Origin of the sequence: Gilliamella sp. M0364, from assembly GCF_016100565.1 — a bacterium.
Lineage (GTDB): Bacteria > Pseudomonadota > Gammaproteobacteria > Enterobacterales > Orbaceae > Gilliamella > Gilliamella apis.
This window is the reverse complement of record NZ_JACFSF010000004.1, coordinates 173,068-189,293: the sequence shown is the minus strand read 5'-3', so window position 1 is coordinate 189,293 and position 16,226 is coordinate 173,068. Positions and strand designations below refer to the sequence as shown.

The window sequence follows — 16,226 nt, the reverse complement described above, 5'->3', positions numbered from 1 at the left end:
TTGTGTCCTATTTATTATTACTACAATTGTTTATTTTTGTGTTTATTGTTGACGGCTTTTAATAAATTCAAGGATTTGGTCTACTTTTACCAATTCTTTATCGCCACCTGCACGATGTTTATATTCTACATTGCCACTATCAAGGTTACGGTCACCAATAACAATTGTATGTGGAATACCAATTAATTCAGCATCAGCAAACATTACACCAGGGCGCTCTTTACGGTCGTCAAATAATACTTCAATACCGGCAGCTTGTAGATCGGCATAAAGTTTTTCTGCAGTCGCTTGTACTCTTTCAGATTTGTGCATATTCATTGGAATAATAACAACGCTAAATGGTGCTATGGCTTCTGGCCAAATAATTCCACGATCGTCATGGCATTGTTCGATTGCAGCGGCAACTATTCGGCTAACGCCAATACCATAACAACCCATGATCATCACATGATTTTGTCCATCTTCTCCTTGGACAGTTGCTTTCATGGCTTCTGAATATTTAGTACCAAGTTGGAAGATATGCCCAACTTCAATGCCTCGTTTAATTTGCAATGTACCTTTACCATCAGGGCTAATATCACCTTCGACCACATTACGAATATCTTCGATGCGAGGTAAAGCAACATCGCGTTGCCAATTGATATTGAAATAATGTTTATGGTCAATATTGGCACCAGCAGCAAAATCACTCATTACTGCAACATCACGGTCAATAATCATTGGCATATTTAGGTTTATTGGTCCTAAAGAGCCCGGTCCAGCATTGACTAACGCACGAATTTCATCTTCGGTTGCAAATTCAAGTGGAGACGCCACAATATCGATTTTTTCTGCTTTGATTTCGTTTAAGGTATGATCACCACGCACTAATAAAGCTACTAGTTGGTGACCACTCTCTTTAGTGGCTTTAACCATTAATGTTTTAACGGTTTTTTCAATTGGTAAATTGAATTGTGCTACTAATTCGTCAATAGTTTTGGCATCAGGCGTATCTACTAATTGCATCTCTTTGGTTGGAGATTGGCGTGTTTGAGTTGGTGCTTGAGCCTGTGCCATTTCAATATTGGCAGCATAATCGGATTCCGTTGAAAAGACGATATCATCTTCGCCACTATCTGCTAATACTTGGAATTCATGTGACCAATTACCACCAATTGAGCCAGTATCAGCACGTACCGCTCTAAAATTTAAGCCAGCCCGAGTAAATACCGCACTGTATGCCTTATACATATCATCATACGTCTCTTGTAATGACTCTTGCGAGGTGTGGAACGAGTATGCATCTTTCATAATAAATTCACGTGAGCGCATCACACCAAAACGAGGGCGGACTTCGTCGCGGAATTTAGTTTGGATTTGATAAACATTTAGCGGTAATTGCTTATAAGAACTCACTTCATTACGTAGTAAGTCAGTGATCACTTCTTCATGAGTTGGCCCTAAGACAAAATCACGATCGCCACGATCTTTAATACGTAATAATTCAGGACCATATTGTTCCCAGCGGCCACTTTCTTGCCATATATCGGCAGGTTGTACCACCGGCATTAATACTTCAATTGCACCAGCGTTATTCATCTCTTCACGAACAATATTTTCGACTTTTTTTAGTACACGATAACCAGTGGGCAGCCATGTGTACAATCCGGCAGCAACTTTGCGGATCATACCGGCACGTAACATTAATTGATGGCTAATTACTTCAGCATCTGCTGGTGTTTCTTTTAATGTAGATAGAAGATATTTACTGGTTCGCATACATTTATCCCGAAAAATAATTTATATATAAATATAATAAAAATGTTAGCTAGTTTAGCAGTACCAAGCGCAACACAAAAGTAATTTTATTAGTAAATATGGTTATAAATGTTTATATGTGATAAATTTTCTTTTATTGAGAATAAGTTACTAAACAATATGGACAAATTGAACATACCTAAATTAAAACAACGTTTATTTTTTCTCTTCTTAGCTGTACTTATTTTATATTGGCCGATTAAATTTGCTAAATATCATTTGTTTGATTTAAGTTATCAAGAGGTATTAGAGTTTTATTGGCGAACTGATGGTTGTAGTCGACTGTCTAATACAAAGGAATATATAATGGAATGTCCTTGTGATAGTTTTATTCAGCCTGATGACCATTTTACCATTACTGATGATGGCGATTTATATTTTGAAAATAAGTTTTATGGTAAATTGATATTAAAAGAAAAACCTAGTTTTTTCCACGACACATCTGAAATATTGTCTGGTGGCTTTATGGAAATTATACGGTCAGATTTAGGTGTTGTTTGTTACTATGATTCGATATAAAAATTTTGAGAGTTTTTAACTAAAATTAGTTGTCAAAAACCCCATTCCTCAAAAATTTTTATGCTAATAATTTAATCTTAATTAATAGTCTGATTAGGTAATGGTTATCAGCATAATATAGTACTAAATATAATTCGTTGTTTATTTATCATTACGAATAAGTTTTCTTGTGTCTTATCTTGAAAAACTTAATAACGCTAATCTTGATCACATACCCCATATTACAAATACTATAAATCAACGTTATTTATAACTTAGATTTTTTTAAATATTAGGATACCAAAATAATTTTATTATTGTTTTTAACTAAAATAATGAGTAATGACTCTGTTATTACTTATCGATTAGAACTCAATTCAAACATAAATTATGTCAGATTACTTATTTATAGGTGTCAAAAATGATTCTTTAACAAATTTAAGTAGCTTAAGTATCAAAATAGATATCATTATCTTATTGATTATATTGAATAATTTTATATTTAATGTGATGAAGGTCACACTACAAAAGTTTAATTATTGATATCATACGCGCGAATTTTAGATTAAGGAGATATTCAATATGGGACAGACGATTAATAAGGACATATTTGAAGATAAAAGCTCATCGAAATTACCGAAATGGCGTAAAAGTGATACATTATGGATGCTTAGCCTTTATGGAACAGCTATTGGTGCGGGGGTACTATTTCTTCCTATCAATGCAGGTGTCGGAGGATTAATCCCGTTATTGGTGATGTTAATGCTTGCTTTCCCAATGACATTCTTTGCTCATCAAGCTTTGTGTCGGTTTGTTTTATCGGGTAAAAGCCCTGATGGTGATATAACAGTAGTGGTTGAAGAAGCATTTGGACGCACTGCAGGAAATTGGATAACACTACTCTATTTTTTTGCGATTTATCCGATTTTATTAGTTTATAGTGTCGGTATTACTAATACTGTTGATAGCTTTATAGTTCATCAATTAGGCATGGAGCCTCCTCCTCGAGCTTTACTTTCATTCTTTTTAGTTGCTTTTTTAATGATGATTGTACATTTTGGTGAAGAACTTATTGTTAAGGTTATGTCAATATTGGTTTTTCCTTTTATTGCAGTGTTAATGATTTTGGCTTTGTTTTTAATTCCTGAATGGAATGGTGAACTTTTCACAAATTTTTCATTTAGTAATACAGCTAATGAAGGTGGACGTAGTATTTTAATGACACTATGGCTAGTTATACCTGTAATGGTATTTGCATTTAATCATTCACCTATTATCTCATCTTTAGCCGTAGCTAAACGTAGAGAATATGGTGAAGTATTTGCTGAACCTAAATGTAGTAAAATTATTGCGGCTAGTAATATTATGATGGTGGTTACTGTCATGTTTTTTGTCTTTAGTTGTGCGCTTTGCCTAACCCCTGCAGAGCTATTAGATGCAAAAGCTCAAAATATTTCAACATTATCTTATTTAGCTAATCGATTTAATTCACCAGTAATTGAGTACATTGGTCCTCCAATTGCCTTTATTGCTATGGCTAAATCATTTTTAGGTCACTATTTAGGTGGTAAAGAAGGATTTAATGGTCTTGTTAATAAGGCACTACGTAGTCGTAATAAAACAATTTCGCCCAAAAAGCTCGATAAAATTGCCATTGCTTTTATGTTCATTACTGCATGGGGTATTGCGACACTAAATCCAAGTATTTTGGGGTTAATTGAATCATTAGGTGGTCCAATTCTAGCGATATTACTATTTTTAATGCCAATGTACGCAATCCATAGATTGCCTATATTACAAAAGTATCAAGGTAAAATTAGCAATATATTTATTGTTGTTATGGGAATGATTGCGATTTCAGCAGCTATTTATAATTTAATTTAAATTTGCATTAATTAAAAACCATAACTGTTTATGTGTTATGTAGTAAAGTCGATTGTTTTATTGATCAATAGAAGGAGTGAGTGGCAAATAATTTATTCGCGAAAATCTTAACATAAGATTTGAAATAACTTGTATAAATTTATAGGTTTTACTGCATTTTTGCTCACAGTTATAATTTATAATATTGATAATTGTTATCGATTTAAAATTAGGTATAAAAAAGGGAAAATATGAGTTCAGTATTTGAAATATTTAAAATCGGTATAGGTCCTTCTAGTTCTCATACAGTGGGACCAATGATAGCAGGAAAAATCTTCATTGATCAGTTGATTAGTGCAAATTTGATGTCGTCGGTTACTAAAATTGTTGCTGATGTTTACGGCTCTTTATCATTAACAGGTAAAGGGCATCAAACTGATATTGCCATTATTATGGGATTAGCTGGCGAAAAGCCTGATAGTGTGGATATCGATAATATTCCATTATTTATAGAAACAGTGACTCAGACCAATCGATTATCAATTTATAATAATAGGTATGAAATTGATTTTCCTCTCGATCAATGTATGGTATTTCATTCAAAATTTTTACCATTACATGAAAATGGTATGACATTGAGTGCTTATAATGGAGAGACGTTATTATTACAAAAAACGTATTATTCTGTTGGTGGTGGTAAAATTGTAGAAGAGGAGAAATTTGGTCAGGAAGAACAAAATTCAGTAAAGTTACCATATTCTTTTTCATCAGCAGCACAGCTACTTAGTCTCTGTGAAGATAATTCATTGTCTATTTCCAGCATAATGATGAAGAATGAGTTACAGTTACATACATATGAAGAAATAGAAAACTATTTTGAGCGAGTGGGCGAAACAATTTTAGATTGTATTAAACGAGGAATGAATACAGAAGGTTTATTACCTGGACCACTTAAAGTTCCACGTCGAGCATTTTCATTATATCGGCAATTATCGACCACAAAAGATGGTATTATTAATGACCCAATGGTTATTATTGATTGGGTTAATATGTTTGCTCTCGCGGTTAGTGAAGAAAATGCTGCTGGTGGGCGAGTGGTAACAGCTCCAACAAATGGTGCTTGTGGTATTATACCTGCTGTAATTGCTTATTATAATAAATTTATCAATCCGGTAACACCTGATATCTATATTCGTTTTTTCTTAACTTGTGGTGCTATAGGGCAACTTTATCAAATGAATGCTTCTATTTCTGGTGCCGAAGTTGGTTGTCAAGGTGAAGTGGGGGTTGCTTGTTCTATGGCTGCAGCAGGTTTGGCTGAACTCTTAGGAGGAAACCCTCAGCAGGTTTGTATGGCTGCTGAAATAGCGATGGAACATAATTTGGGTTTAACCTGTGATCCAGTTGCAGGACAAGTTCAAGTTCCTTGTATTGAACGTAATGCAATAGCTGCAGTAAAAGCAATCAATGCCACTCGAATGGCGTTAAGAAGAACAACTGTTGCAAAAGTATCCTTAGATAAAGTTATTGAAACTATGTATGAAACAGGAAAGGATATGAATGCAAAATATCGTGAAACATCTCGTGGTGGATTAGCTATTACGGTTCACTGTAATTAATTTTAATCATTTTGTTTATTTTCGCCGATATAAAATCGGCGAAAATAGCCAATCAACTTAGTATTTCCAACGCATTGTATTAACTTTTGAACGTAGAAAATCATTATTTACTAACATATCTATTTTTTCGTCTTTTTTGAAACAACGTTTTTTTCGTTTTGGTTGTTCTGATGATGTTTTATGCATTATTTCATTATAGGCCAATAAATTGTTCAGTTGGTCAAGTTCATCTAAGCCTTTTAAAACAGCAATTAATGTTTGTAAAGTAATTGATTCTCCATGTTCAATACGTTTTATTGTGGCAATACCTATTTGGGCTTTATTAGCCAGCTCTAGCTGTGATAAATTTTTCTCAATTCTTGCCATTTTTATTCTGCGACATAACATTTTAATCATGTCGGTAGTGTCATTCATGTACTATCCTCAATTTTATAAGCGGAGATTTAATACCATGTCTAATATAAATAAATGGTGCATTAGTTATTCTATTAATCAACAGTAATTACAGATAAATTTATTAGATTATCAATTTATCATTTAAATCGTCCTAATTAGTACTTATAAAGGTGTTTTTCCTTATTATTTAGAAATAATAAATAATATTTATATTATTCGATTTTCTAATTATCTGTCTAGTTACAGCTATTGATAATTAGCTTATTTATTCACAGTATTTATCTTATTCGTCAATTAGCTCTTAGCAAATAAATTATTATTTGGATAACATATGTAGATTCATACCTAATAAAAGATAATATAATGGATTAAAATATATAGCGATGACATGCCACTAAAAATGACATGTCATATTGGAATGTAATTATTAATGTCGCAATTTTTCTTCTTGTTTATTTTTTATTCGCTGTTTTTGCAGATTTTTTAAAATTTTATTATGAATGCCATTAAAACCACCATTACTCATAATCAAGATTGCATCAGTTGGTTTAGCTGATTTAGTAATCATCTCAACTAATAAATCAATATCACCAGACCAATAAGCTGGTTGAATACAAGCATCAACCACATCAGCAACTAACCAAGGTAGTTGTTCTGGTTGAAACATATATATTTCATCTGCACGACCTAATGATGGCGCAAGTTCATCTTTGGATATGCCTAGTTTCATAGTATTCGAACGAGGCTCTAAAACAGCTAATATTCTTCGATTTGCCCCAATTTTGCTGCGTAATGCTTCTAAAGTTGCTAATATTGCAGTTGGGTGATGGGCAAAATCATCATAAATCTCAATATCATTAACTTCGCCATATAACTCTAAACGTCTTTTGGCATTCAAAAACGATCCAAGTGCTAAACAAGCATCAGCTGGTTTAATACCGACATTATGCGCCGCTGCAATAGCCATTAAGGCATTATGCATATTATGTTCACCAACAAGAGAATAGTTAACTTCACCAACCTGTTCATTGTTAAAGTAAACAGTAAATTGGCTCGCATCATTAGCGATTTTTTTCGCCATCCAGCCATTTTCTGATTCGGTGAATGATTGCTCACTCCAACAACCTTTCGCTAAAACTTGTTTTAAATTGACATCTTCTTGCGGGGAAATTATCAACCCTTTACTTGGCACTAAACGAACTAAGTGATGAAATTGTTTTTGAATTGAACTGAGATCATCAAAAATATCTGCATGATCAAATTCCAAATTGTTCATAATTAACGTTTTTGGGCAATAATGCATAAATTTAGAACGTTTATCAAAAAATGAACAATCATATTCATCGGCTTCGATAACGAAAAAGTTACCTTCACCTAGCCTTGCTGATACTTCAAAATTACCTGGTACGCCACCAATAACAAAACCTTGGTTATAGCCTTGTTTCTCTAAAATCCAGTTAACCATACCTGCTGTTGTTGTTTTACCATGCGTTCCAGCAACAGCGATTACCCATCGTTCACGTAAAACGTTGTCATGTAGCCATTGAGGAGCAGAAATATAAGGAATGTTGTTATCTAAAATATATTCAACACAAGGATTGCCTCTTGATAAGGCATTACCAATAATTACCAGATCCGGAATAGGGTTTAATTGTGAAGGATCATCTCCTTCAATAATATCAATATGTTCTTTTTGTAGTAGCGTACTCATTGGTGGGTAAACATTTTTGTCTGAACCCGTGACTTTATGACCCAATGAGCGAGCGATTAATGCAATGCCTCCCATAAATGTGCCACAAATCCCAAGTATATGAATATGCATTTTTTGGTCCTTAATGTTGTATAAAATATTGTACTGATGATAATACTTATCTGTTGCCAGTATCTTTTAGTTAACTGATTTGATTTTTGTAGAAAACTATAATTATAGTCGATTTTACTCGCTTATGCGATAGGCCAAATATGTCTAATCATCAATTTTACCGCCTGATTACCATGAAAATCATTAACATCTAGTTGATAGACAATTTTTACAATTTTTATTGTATTATCTGGCCATTGAGTTAAATTTACATTGAAACATATGCCTTCAATAATTGGACCACCGTTTTTTGGTTCTAATACTAATTTAAGATGTTTTTCAGCAAATAAACGTTGTTGATGCACAATAAAATCACCATCGAATGTTGGTTCTGTAAATCCTTCACCCCATGGACCAGACTCTTTTAATTGTTTAGCTATTGCATAATTAAAATCTTGATTATCTATCTCACCATCGGTTTCAATGATTTGTTCGAGTACATCTAAATCGAGTTGTTCAGTTATCAATGCTTCAAAATGTGCGCTAAATTGATCTAAATCTTTTTCTTGAATGCTTAATCCAGCTGCCATGGCATGTCCACCAAAGCTCACTAGAATATCGGGATATCTCTCATTGAGTTTATCAAGTATGTCTCGTAAGTGAATCCCCTCTATTGATCGTCCGGAACCTTTTAATAATCCATCTTCAGTAGAGGCAAAACATATAACTGGACGATAATGTTTATCTTTCAAACGTGCCGATACAATACCGATAATACCTTGATGCCACTGCGGATGATGTACAACTAATGCGTTCGGAAAAGTAGAATTTTTCTGTTCTACTTGTTCAATATAGGATAACGCTTCTTGATACATTGTTTGTTCAATCAGTTTCCGGTCATGATTAAGTGTATCAAGATCGGTTGCTTGTTTAATGGCACTATCATAATCTTCACATAGCAGTAATTCCACGCTAAGCGACATACTATCCATTCGCCCAGCTGCATTTAGCCTTGGGGCTATGTAATAGGCAAGATCTGTGGAAGTTAACGTAAGAGGATCTCGTCTAGAGATATCTAATAATGCTTTGATTCCTTCACAACAATAACCGGCTCGAATACGGCTAATTCCTTGATGAACCAATATACGATTATTGCGGTCAAGTTTTACCACATCGGCAATCGTGCCAAGCGCAACTAAGTCTAGCAAGTTGGTAATGTTATATTCTGCTAACTTATTGCTAGCAAACCAGTTTTCTTTACGCAGCTTTGCCCGTAATGCCAACATAAAATAAAATGCTACACCAACACCAGCTAAGTGTTTAGATGGAAAAGAGCTGTTTGGTAAATTAGGATTAATGATAGCATCAGCTGCTGGTAATTGCTCTGAACACAAGTGATGATCTGTAATTATTACAGTTAAGTTTGATTGTTTTGCAAATTCAACCGCCTCAATAGCCGAAACACCATTATCAACAGTAATAATCAGATCGGCTTTTTTTGACAGTGCTCTTTTTACCACACTTATACTTAAACCGTATCCATCATCAAATCGATTAGGAATGATATAATCGACATGTTTACATCCCATCTTTTTTAATGCTTTTATCATTAATGCAGTACTGGTTGCGCCATCAGTATCAAAATCACCAACAATCATAATCCGTTTATTATTCTGCATAGCTGAATAAACAATTTCAACAGCAGTATGGGTACCATCTAAGTTGTCATAGTTGCATAAATTACGAGTGGTATAATCTAATTCTTGCATAGATGTTATTCCACGTAATGCATAGACTCGTTGCAATAAGAGTGGAATATCTGGTGACAATTTAGGTAGTACTTCAGGTAATTGGCGGTGTGTTAATTTACTTTTCATATTTTAAATGTTAGCGCATGTGCGCTAACATACATTCTTATTTTTATCTGAATTTTAATTATTAGAAATTATAAAGTACTAATTTTTAGCTTTCTTTTTTAATATTTCGATTAATTTATCAGCAGGAACATAGCCTGAAACTAATTGCCCATCCGGTAGTAATAATGCTGGGGTACCACTGATACCTAATTTTTTACCAACATTAAATTGTTGTGTTACGTAAGGCACCATACTATTCGCCGGAGAAATTGAATTACCCTTATAGGCATTATCAAAAGCAGTTTTACGATCGGCAACACTCCAAATAGATTGCATATTTTTGCCTACATCACTATCAGCACCGGCTCGAGGAAATGCAAAATAGTGCACTGAGATACCCGCATCTAAGTATTGATTTATATTTTCATGAAGTAATTTACAATAATGACAAGTATAATCGGTGAAAACTGAAATAATATATTTTTCTTTTGGTGCTTTATAAACAATGGCATCTTTTTCAATTGATTTCATTAATTTTAAGTTATTACTGTTGGCAATATTTACTGGTTCACCACCTTCAAGACTATAGATTGGTCCTTGAGTTAAAAATTTACCATCATCTGTTATATAGAAAATACCCTCAGGTGTGATAACACTTTTCAATCCTTGTACTGGATTATTTTCGATAGTAATTTCTTTATTAGAAAAACCTAATTTTTCCATCGATTTGGTGATATCGGCGTTATTGGCTAATACTGAAGTTGAGATTAATGCTAAACCTAAACTTATGACTAATTTTTTCATTCAGTTATCCTTAGTTATATAAACTGTTATGCACGAGGATGATGTTTGCTGTGCAATTGTTTTAATCTTTCTGTTGCAACATGTGTATAAATTTGTGTAGTTGATAAACTACTGTGCCCTAGTAACATTTGCACTACTCGCAAATCGGCGCCATGATTAAGCAAATGCGTTGCAAAGGCGTGCCTAAGTACATGAGGTGAAAGGGCTTCAATATTAATGCCTGCTAGTATGGCATAATATTTGATTCTATGCCAGAATGTCTGTCGTGTCATTTTCTTGCCTAAACGACTTGGAAAAAGTACATCAACTGGCCCATTTTTTAGTAGATCATTGCGTGCATATTTGAAATAGTATTCAAGCCAATAGATTGCTTCTTCTCCTAAAGGAACTAAACGCTCTTTGTTGCCTTTGCCTATAACTCTCACTACTCCTTGCCTTAGGCTGACATCACTAATTTCTAAGTTAACTAATTCTGAGACTCGTAATCCTGTAGCATAAAGCACCTCTAACATAGCTTTATCTCTTAGTTCAATTGGATCATCAATACTTGGTGATTCTAGTAGGGCATCAACCTGTGATTCAGTTAAGTCTTTAGGTAATTTTTTTGGTAATTTTGGTGATGACAATATAGCTGATGGATCATCGGTACGATAGTTTTCTCGATATAAATATTGAAAAAAACGTTTAGTCGCACTTAATAAACGTGCCGAACTACTTGCTCTATAACCATCTTTAACTCGTTGTAGTAAAAATTCCTGTAAGTTAGTGGATTGTGCCGTGAGAAAGTTAACTTTTTGTAATTGTAGTGATTGGCTTAGTGCGAAGAGATCCAGTTTGTAAGATTCAATTGTATTTTCAGCAAGATTTCGTTCTAACCAGATTGAGTCTAGAAATTGTTCAATTAATATTTTATTTTGTGATGACATATCTTTATCAGACATTAAAAACCAACTCATTTTCAATAGTTGTTAATATTATATACTAACTGTCAATAACTTGAAGTTGTCACATTATTATTGCAATTGAAATGCATAAAATTGAATGTTTGGTCAATGAAAACATTAACTTTAGTTGATATTGCAATAATATTTTGTATCTTTTCTATTGCCTACTATATACTGAATTATCTGTTATTTTTTATGATAAGTTATGTTAAAACGAAATATTAATCTTTTTATTGCATTATATGCTTTTTTTATTATTGGTATTGAAACTTATATTTATTGGCATACGCAGCTAAGACCTTGGCAACCAAGTACCCCAACTGGGCGAATAATATTTTACTACAGTTTTTTTACGGTACTTTCCAATCTAATGTTTGCATTTAGTTGTCTATGTTTAACTTTCAATCCCAACTGTAATCGATATAGTTTCAAGGTGATACGACTAAATGGCTTAGTCGGGGTGATTATAACCGCAATAGTTTATAACTTAATTTTAAGGGGAATACATAAACCACCTAATACTTTATTACAGTTTACCAATGAAAGTTTACATGTGATTCTACCGGTTATTGGTATATTAAGTTGGTTAGTTTGGGGTCCATTTCGACGAATTCAGTTTAATGTCATTGTTGGTTCGTTTTTGTCGATGTTAATTTATGGTATTTATATTTTCATACGGGGTTATCTTACTAATCAATATCCATATCCTTTTATTAATGTGGTTAGGGTTGGATATGTTAAAGCGCTATATGCTGCAGGATCGGTTTTTATACTGTTTTTAGGGCTGGCTCTTTTGTTATGGGTCATTGATTGCTTTAGGAGAAGAATATGAAATTGTATATTTATGAACATTGTCCTTTTTGCGTACGGGCAAGAATGATTTTTGGTTTAAAAAATATTCCAGTTGAACAGCATGTCTTTCTCAGCGATGATGTTAAATCACCGACAAGTATGATTGGTGAAAAAATGGTGCCAATCTTACAAAAGGAAGATGGTAGCTATATGCCAGAAAGTCTTGATATTGTTGCTTATGTTGATAGTAATTATGGTAAAGGCCCTATCTTAAGTGGAGTTAAAAATCCAGAAATTGAAGCATTAATTAAACAATTTCAACAATATGATTATAAGTTAGAGTGTCCACGATATGTAAAATTAGGCTTAGCTGAATTTGCCACTCAAGCTGCTATTGATAATTTTATTACAAATAAGAGTAAAAAATTGGGTTCGTTTGCTGATTGCCTTGCCGAAACTGATGCATTAATTGCTAAGATATCTGATTTATTAAATCAGCTTGAACCATTAATTGTGGCATCGAATGCATGTAATGGCACATTATCTTGGGATGATATATGTTTATTTCCGATATTACGCAATTTAACCTGTGTTAAAGGTCTCATTTTCCCTACAAAAATTAAAGCCTATTTAGATTCAATGGCTGAACTAAGCAAGGTAAACCTGTTTTTTGATCAGGCGGTTTAACAAAAAGTAGAATCCTATTGTATACAAAAATGATGATTAAATAATAGGCAAATTGTTCATTTAATAACAAGAGTACAAGAAAAATAGGAATAAAACTTGTACTCTTATCTGTTATTTAAGTTATTTATTTAAATCTCTACAAAAACGATTAATTACTTAATTTAAGATCAATAATTTCAATCTTGTCTTTACCACCATATACATCGTACCATGGGGTTGCATATTGTTTTAAAATCTTATTAAGTTGTTCAACATTTTCACATCCAATAGTATCAAGCCAACGTTTTAAGCCATCTTTACCATTTTTAGCATATGCTTCAATACCTTCAAACCAAGTAGCTCGACCTCCTAGAATACCGCTATATTTGGCGCCGTGCTCTCCGGCAAAAATGAGTTCTTCATGGAAAGTTTTGGTTGGTACGCCTGCACTTAAATAGATGAAAGGACGAGTCGCAACATCACTTGCTTGTTTGAAATAATCGGAAGCTTCTTGTTGTGAATAAACTACAGGATTATTATCATTAAATCCTGCAACGTTTTTAAATAATACGGGTACTTCTACTTTAAGAATATCAATGTAATAGTGATCTTTAGTAAATTCTTCAATTGTCTTGATAACTTTTTGTGGTTTTATTTTTGCGAATTCAGGACTTTTATCATCAGTTACCACATTATCATAAACAATAGGCTCAACAAATACTGGAATGTCAGCCGCTCTCGCTTCATTGCCTAAACGTTCTAAAAAGGCGTGTTTTTTATCTAAAATATCTTGCGGATCGTCAGGATTATAATAGACCAGTACTTTCGCTGCATCTGCACCTTTTTGAATTAGGCGTTGAAGTGAATCTTCCGGTAAAATATCTGGTAAACGTCCTGGTGTATTGGCATCGTATCCAGTTTTTTCATAAGACATAATTAACCCAGCATTTTTATTTTTTGCTGCCATGCCTTTAAAACCGAGTTCTTCATCCAGTAAAATGGCACTAACATATTTGGTTAATTCCTGAGAAACAAGCTCTTTAAATTCATACACCATATCAATATTATAACGTTCTTGACCTACAGCATTTTGCATCATTTTTACCATAGAACCACGCTGATCGATTGCTAATGCTGCAATTACGCCATCTTGGTTAGATAATTGTTGCATACGGTTGAATTTTCCACGAGAAATGCATTTTGTTGCCATTTTAAAACTCTCCATTTAATAAGATTTTTTCATTGTAGGTTTTTATTTGGCTAATTATTAATCATTTAGTGCTAGTTTTAATTTTGTGTGAACTTTTTGATATTTTCTTTTAAATGGCAATTTGTTCCGGTATATTAGTACAGATTAATAGACTGTTTGTAAAAAAATGTTTACAGGGATGATTATGCCAGATTCTACAATAGTTACAAATGTGCGAACATTAAATAATCAAGATTATAAAACCTTAGCTCTATCAGCATTAGGTGGTGCATTAGAATTTTATGATTTTATTATATTTGTCTTTTTTTCAATTACGATAAGCCATCTATTTTTTCCGGATGATATGCCAGCATGGTTAAGTCAAGTTCAAACTTTTGGTATATTTGCTGCTGGTTATTTGATTCGTCCTTTTGGTGGTATTGTGATGGCTCACTTTGGTGATATGTTTGGCCGCAAAAGAATGTTTACACTTAGTATTCTATTAATGGCATTACCAACATTATTTATTGGTTGTTTGCCTACTTATGCCAATATCGGTATTTTTGCACCATTATTACTCTTAATGATGCGATTATGCCAGGGGCTTGCTGTAGGTGGTGAAGTACCAGGGGCGTGGACATTTGTTGCTGAACATGTGCCTAAGAATAAAATTGGTTTAGCTTGTGGCATTTTAACCAGTGGCTTAAGTTTAGGTATTTTACTCGGTTCACTAGTATCGACAATAATGAGTAAAAGCGTCTCGGTAGAGCAAATGAATGAGTGGGGCTGGCGAGTACCATTTATTATTGGTGGTATTTTTGGCTTAATTGCTATGTATCTTCGTCGTTGGTTAAAAGAGACGCCGATTTTTCTAGAAATTCAAAAACGTAAGAATGAAGAATCATCTAAAAAATTACCAGTTATAACCGTTTTAACCCAGTATTTACCACAAACTATTTTATCAATGTTACTGACTTGGGTGTTATCTGCCGGTATTATGGTAATAATGTTAATGACGCCAATTTTATTACAAAAGCAATTTGGTTTTTCAGCAATTGACGCTTTACAAGGTAATATATTAGCTATCATTGGACTTATCATTAGTTGTACGTTTTATGGCATGATGATGGATAAATTTGCAATGGGCAAAGTGCTGGTTATTGGTTGTAGTATTGCTGCTATCATGATTGCTATATTTTATTTATCATTAGAAAACGCAAATCTTCTCTTTATCACTTATTTCTTAGCCGGTTCTAGTGTCGGAATTGTTGGCTCTTTTGCTTATTTTATGGTTAAGGTATTCCCAACTCAGGTTCGCTATAGTGGCGTATCATTTTCATTTAATATGGCTTATGCTATTGCCGGTGGTTTAACCCCATTACTGATTTCATTTTTTAGTGATTTTGTTAGTAAAATGGCACCGGCTATTTATGTGGTTGGATTATTTGTATTAGGCGCTTTAATTGGACTATTTTTATTAGTTAATAACAATAGCCAAAAATATGTGGCGAAAGATATTGCTTAACCTCAATGGGAAAAGAAAAATTTTGAGGAACAGGGTTTTTTTATGTTCCTCAAAAATCATATCTAGACTATTTCACTGATTCTTGTCAGCCTCTACCATCAGTATTACATCAGCTTTAACACTACGCTGTAATCCTGCTACGAAGTCATTATTATCCAGTTTATATATACTATATATTCCAACACCGACCGCTAAATTGTTAATAAATGGATTTAATTCTGTCATGGGATCTTGAAATACCATACTAATATGCGCTCTACGGATTGTACGCATTTGTAGGAGAGAAAATTATTACCATTAAAATTTATCTTTCCTTGAGATGTAGTAACACCATGATTACATTAGATAACAAAGATTTACCCGAACAACTTTCACTAACAATACTGAGAACCTCCTTAGCATAAAGTTTAATTGAAAGCCTTAACTATAAAAATTTTTAGTAAAGATGAGAGATATCAATATCACATATTTATATT

14 protein-coding genes are annotated in these 16,226 nt (G+C 33.3%); 6 read left to right on the top strand and 8 right to left on the bottom strand.

The window, feature by feature from the left end; all coding sequences use genetic code 11:
* Positions 1-42: 42 nt before the first annotated feature.
* The gene (gene proS, locus H3U96_RS07515) at positions 43-1,758 is read right to left on the bottom strand and encodes a proline--tRNA ligase (protein ID WP_198196175.1); all 1,716 of its coding nucleotides are present in this window, start codon (positions 1,756-1,758) and stop codon (positions 43-45) included.
* A 159-nt stretch (positions 1,759-1,917) separates the two neighbouring features.
* On the opposite strand from proS, the gene H3U96_RS07510 reads away from it, so the two are divergent.
* The 3 genes from H3U96_RS07510 (at position 1,918) to H3U96_RS07500 (ending at position 5,777) form a co-directional block, all read left to right on the top strand.
* Positions 1,918-2,316: a hypothetical protein gene (locus H3U96_RS07510; protein ID WP_198196174.1), complete on the top strand. Its 399-nt coding sequence runs from the start codon at positions 1,918-1,920 to the stop codon at positions 2,314-2,316.
* Positions 2,317-2,877: 561 nt separating this feature from the next.
* Positions 2,878-4,179 (top strand): serine/threonine transporter, encoded by a 1,302-nt coding sequence (locus H3U96_RS07505; RefSeq protein WP_198196172.1) that lies wholly within the window; start codon positions 2,878-2,880, stop codon positions 4,177-4,179.
* A 230-nt stretch (positions 4,180-4,409) separates the two neighbouring features.
* Positions 4,410-5,777 carry an L-serine ammonia-lyase gene (locus H3U96_RS07500; RefSeq protein WP_065578283.1) on the top strand — a complete coding sequence of 456 codons (1,368 nt, stop codon included), beginning with the start codon at positions 4,410-4,412 and terminating at the stop codon, positions 5,775-5,777.
* Between the two features lie 57 nt (positions 5,778-5,834).
* Here H3U96_RS07500 and H3U96_RS07495 read toward each other — a convergent pair whose 3' ends face one another.
* The 5 genes from H3U96_RS07495 to xerD all read right to left on the bottom strand — a co-directional run bounded on the left by H3U96_RS07495 (position 5,835) and on the right by xerD (position 11,560).
* Positions 5,835-6,191, bottom strand: a complete 357-nt coding sequence (locus H3U96_RS07495) for a helix-turn-helix domain-containing protein (RefSeq protein ID WP_065578284.1) — start codon at positions 6,189-6,191, stop codon at positions 5,835-5,837.
* Between the two features lie 409 nt (positions 6,192-6,600).
* Entirely contained in the window at positions 6,601-7,995 is a 1,395-nt protein-coding gene (gene mpl / locus H3U96_RS07490; RefSeq protein ID WP_198196170.1) for a UDP-N-acetylmuramate:L-alanyl-gamma-D-glutamyl-meso-diaminopimelate ligase, read from the bottom strand.
* A gap of 122 nt (positions 7,996-8,117) precedes the next feature.
* Positions 8,118-9,851, bottom strand: a complete 1,734-nt coding sequence (gene recJ, locus H3U96_RS07485) for a single-stranded-DNA-specific exonuclease RecJ (RefSeq protein ID WP_086360563.1) — start codon at positions 9,849-9,851, stop codon at positions 8,118-8,120.
* 78 nt (positions 9,852-9,929) lie between these two features.
* Positions 9,930-10,634, bottom strand: a complete 705-nt coding sequence (dsbC, locus tag H3U96_RS07480) for a bifunctional protein-disulfide isomerase/oxidoreductase DsbC (RefSeq protein ID WP_198196168.1) — start codon at positions 10,632-10,634, stop codon at positions 9,930-9,932.
* 26 nt (positions 10,635-10,660) lie between these two features.
* Positions 10,661-11,560, bottom strand: a complete 900-nt coding sequence (gene xerD, locus H3U96_RS07475; RefSeq protein ID WP_198196206.1) for a site-specific tyrosine recombinase XerD — start codon at positions 11,558-11,560, stop codon at positions 10,661-10,663.
* 223 nt (positions 11,561-11,783) lie between these two features.
* Between xerD and H3U96_RS07470 the strand changes: the two genes are divergently transcribed.
* Positions 11,784-12,410, top strand: coding sequence for a Pr6Pr family membrane protein (locus H3U96_RS07470; RefSeq protein WP_065578289.1), 627 nt, complete (start codon positions 11,784-11,786; stop codon positions 12,408-12,410).
* On the top strand, positions 12,407-13,057 hold the full coding sequence (gene grxB / locus H3U96_RS07465; RefSeq protein WP_198196167.1) for a glutaredoxin 2: 651 nt from the start codon (positions 12,407-12,409) through the stop codon (positions 13,055-13,057). The genes H3U96_RS07470 and grxB overlap by 4 nt, the downstream gene beginning before the upstream one ends.
* Positions 13,058-13,205: 148 nt before the next feature.
* Here grxB and H3U96_RS07460 read toward each other — a convergent pair whose 3' ends face one another.
* Entirely contained in the window at positions 13,206-14,246 is a 1,041-nt protein-coding gene (locus H3U96_RS07460) for a tagatose 1,6-diphosphate aldolase (protein ID WP_198196166.1), read from the bottom strand.
* A 184-nt stretch (positions 14,247-14,430) separates the two neighbouring features.
* Between H3U96_RS07460 and H3U96_RS07455 the strand changes: the two genes are divergently transcribed.
* A complete protein-coding gene (locus tag H3U96_RS07455; protein ID WP_198196165.1) occupies positions 14,431-15,750 on the top strand; it encodes an MFS transporter in 1,320 nt (439 codons plus the stop codon).
* A 72-nt stretch (positions 15,751-15,822) separates the two neighbouring features.
* Here the strand turns inward: H3U96_RS07455 and H3U96_RS07450 are convergent, their stop codons facing one another.
* A complete protein-coding gene (locus H3U96_RS07450) occupies positions 15,823-16,023 on the bottom strand; it encodes a hypothetical protein (RefSeq protein ID WP_198196164.1) in 201 nt (66 codons plus the stop codon).
* Positions 16,024-16,226 lie beyond the last annotated feature (203 nt).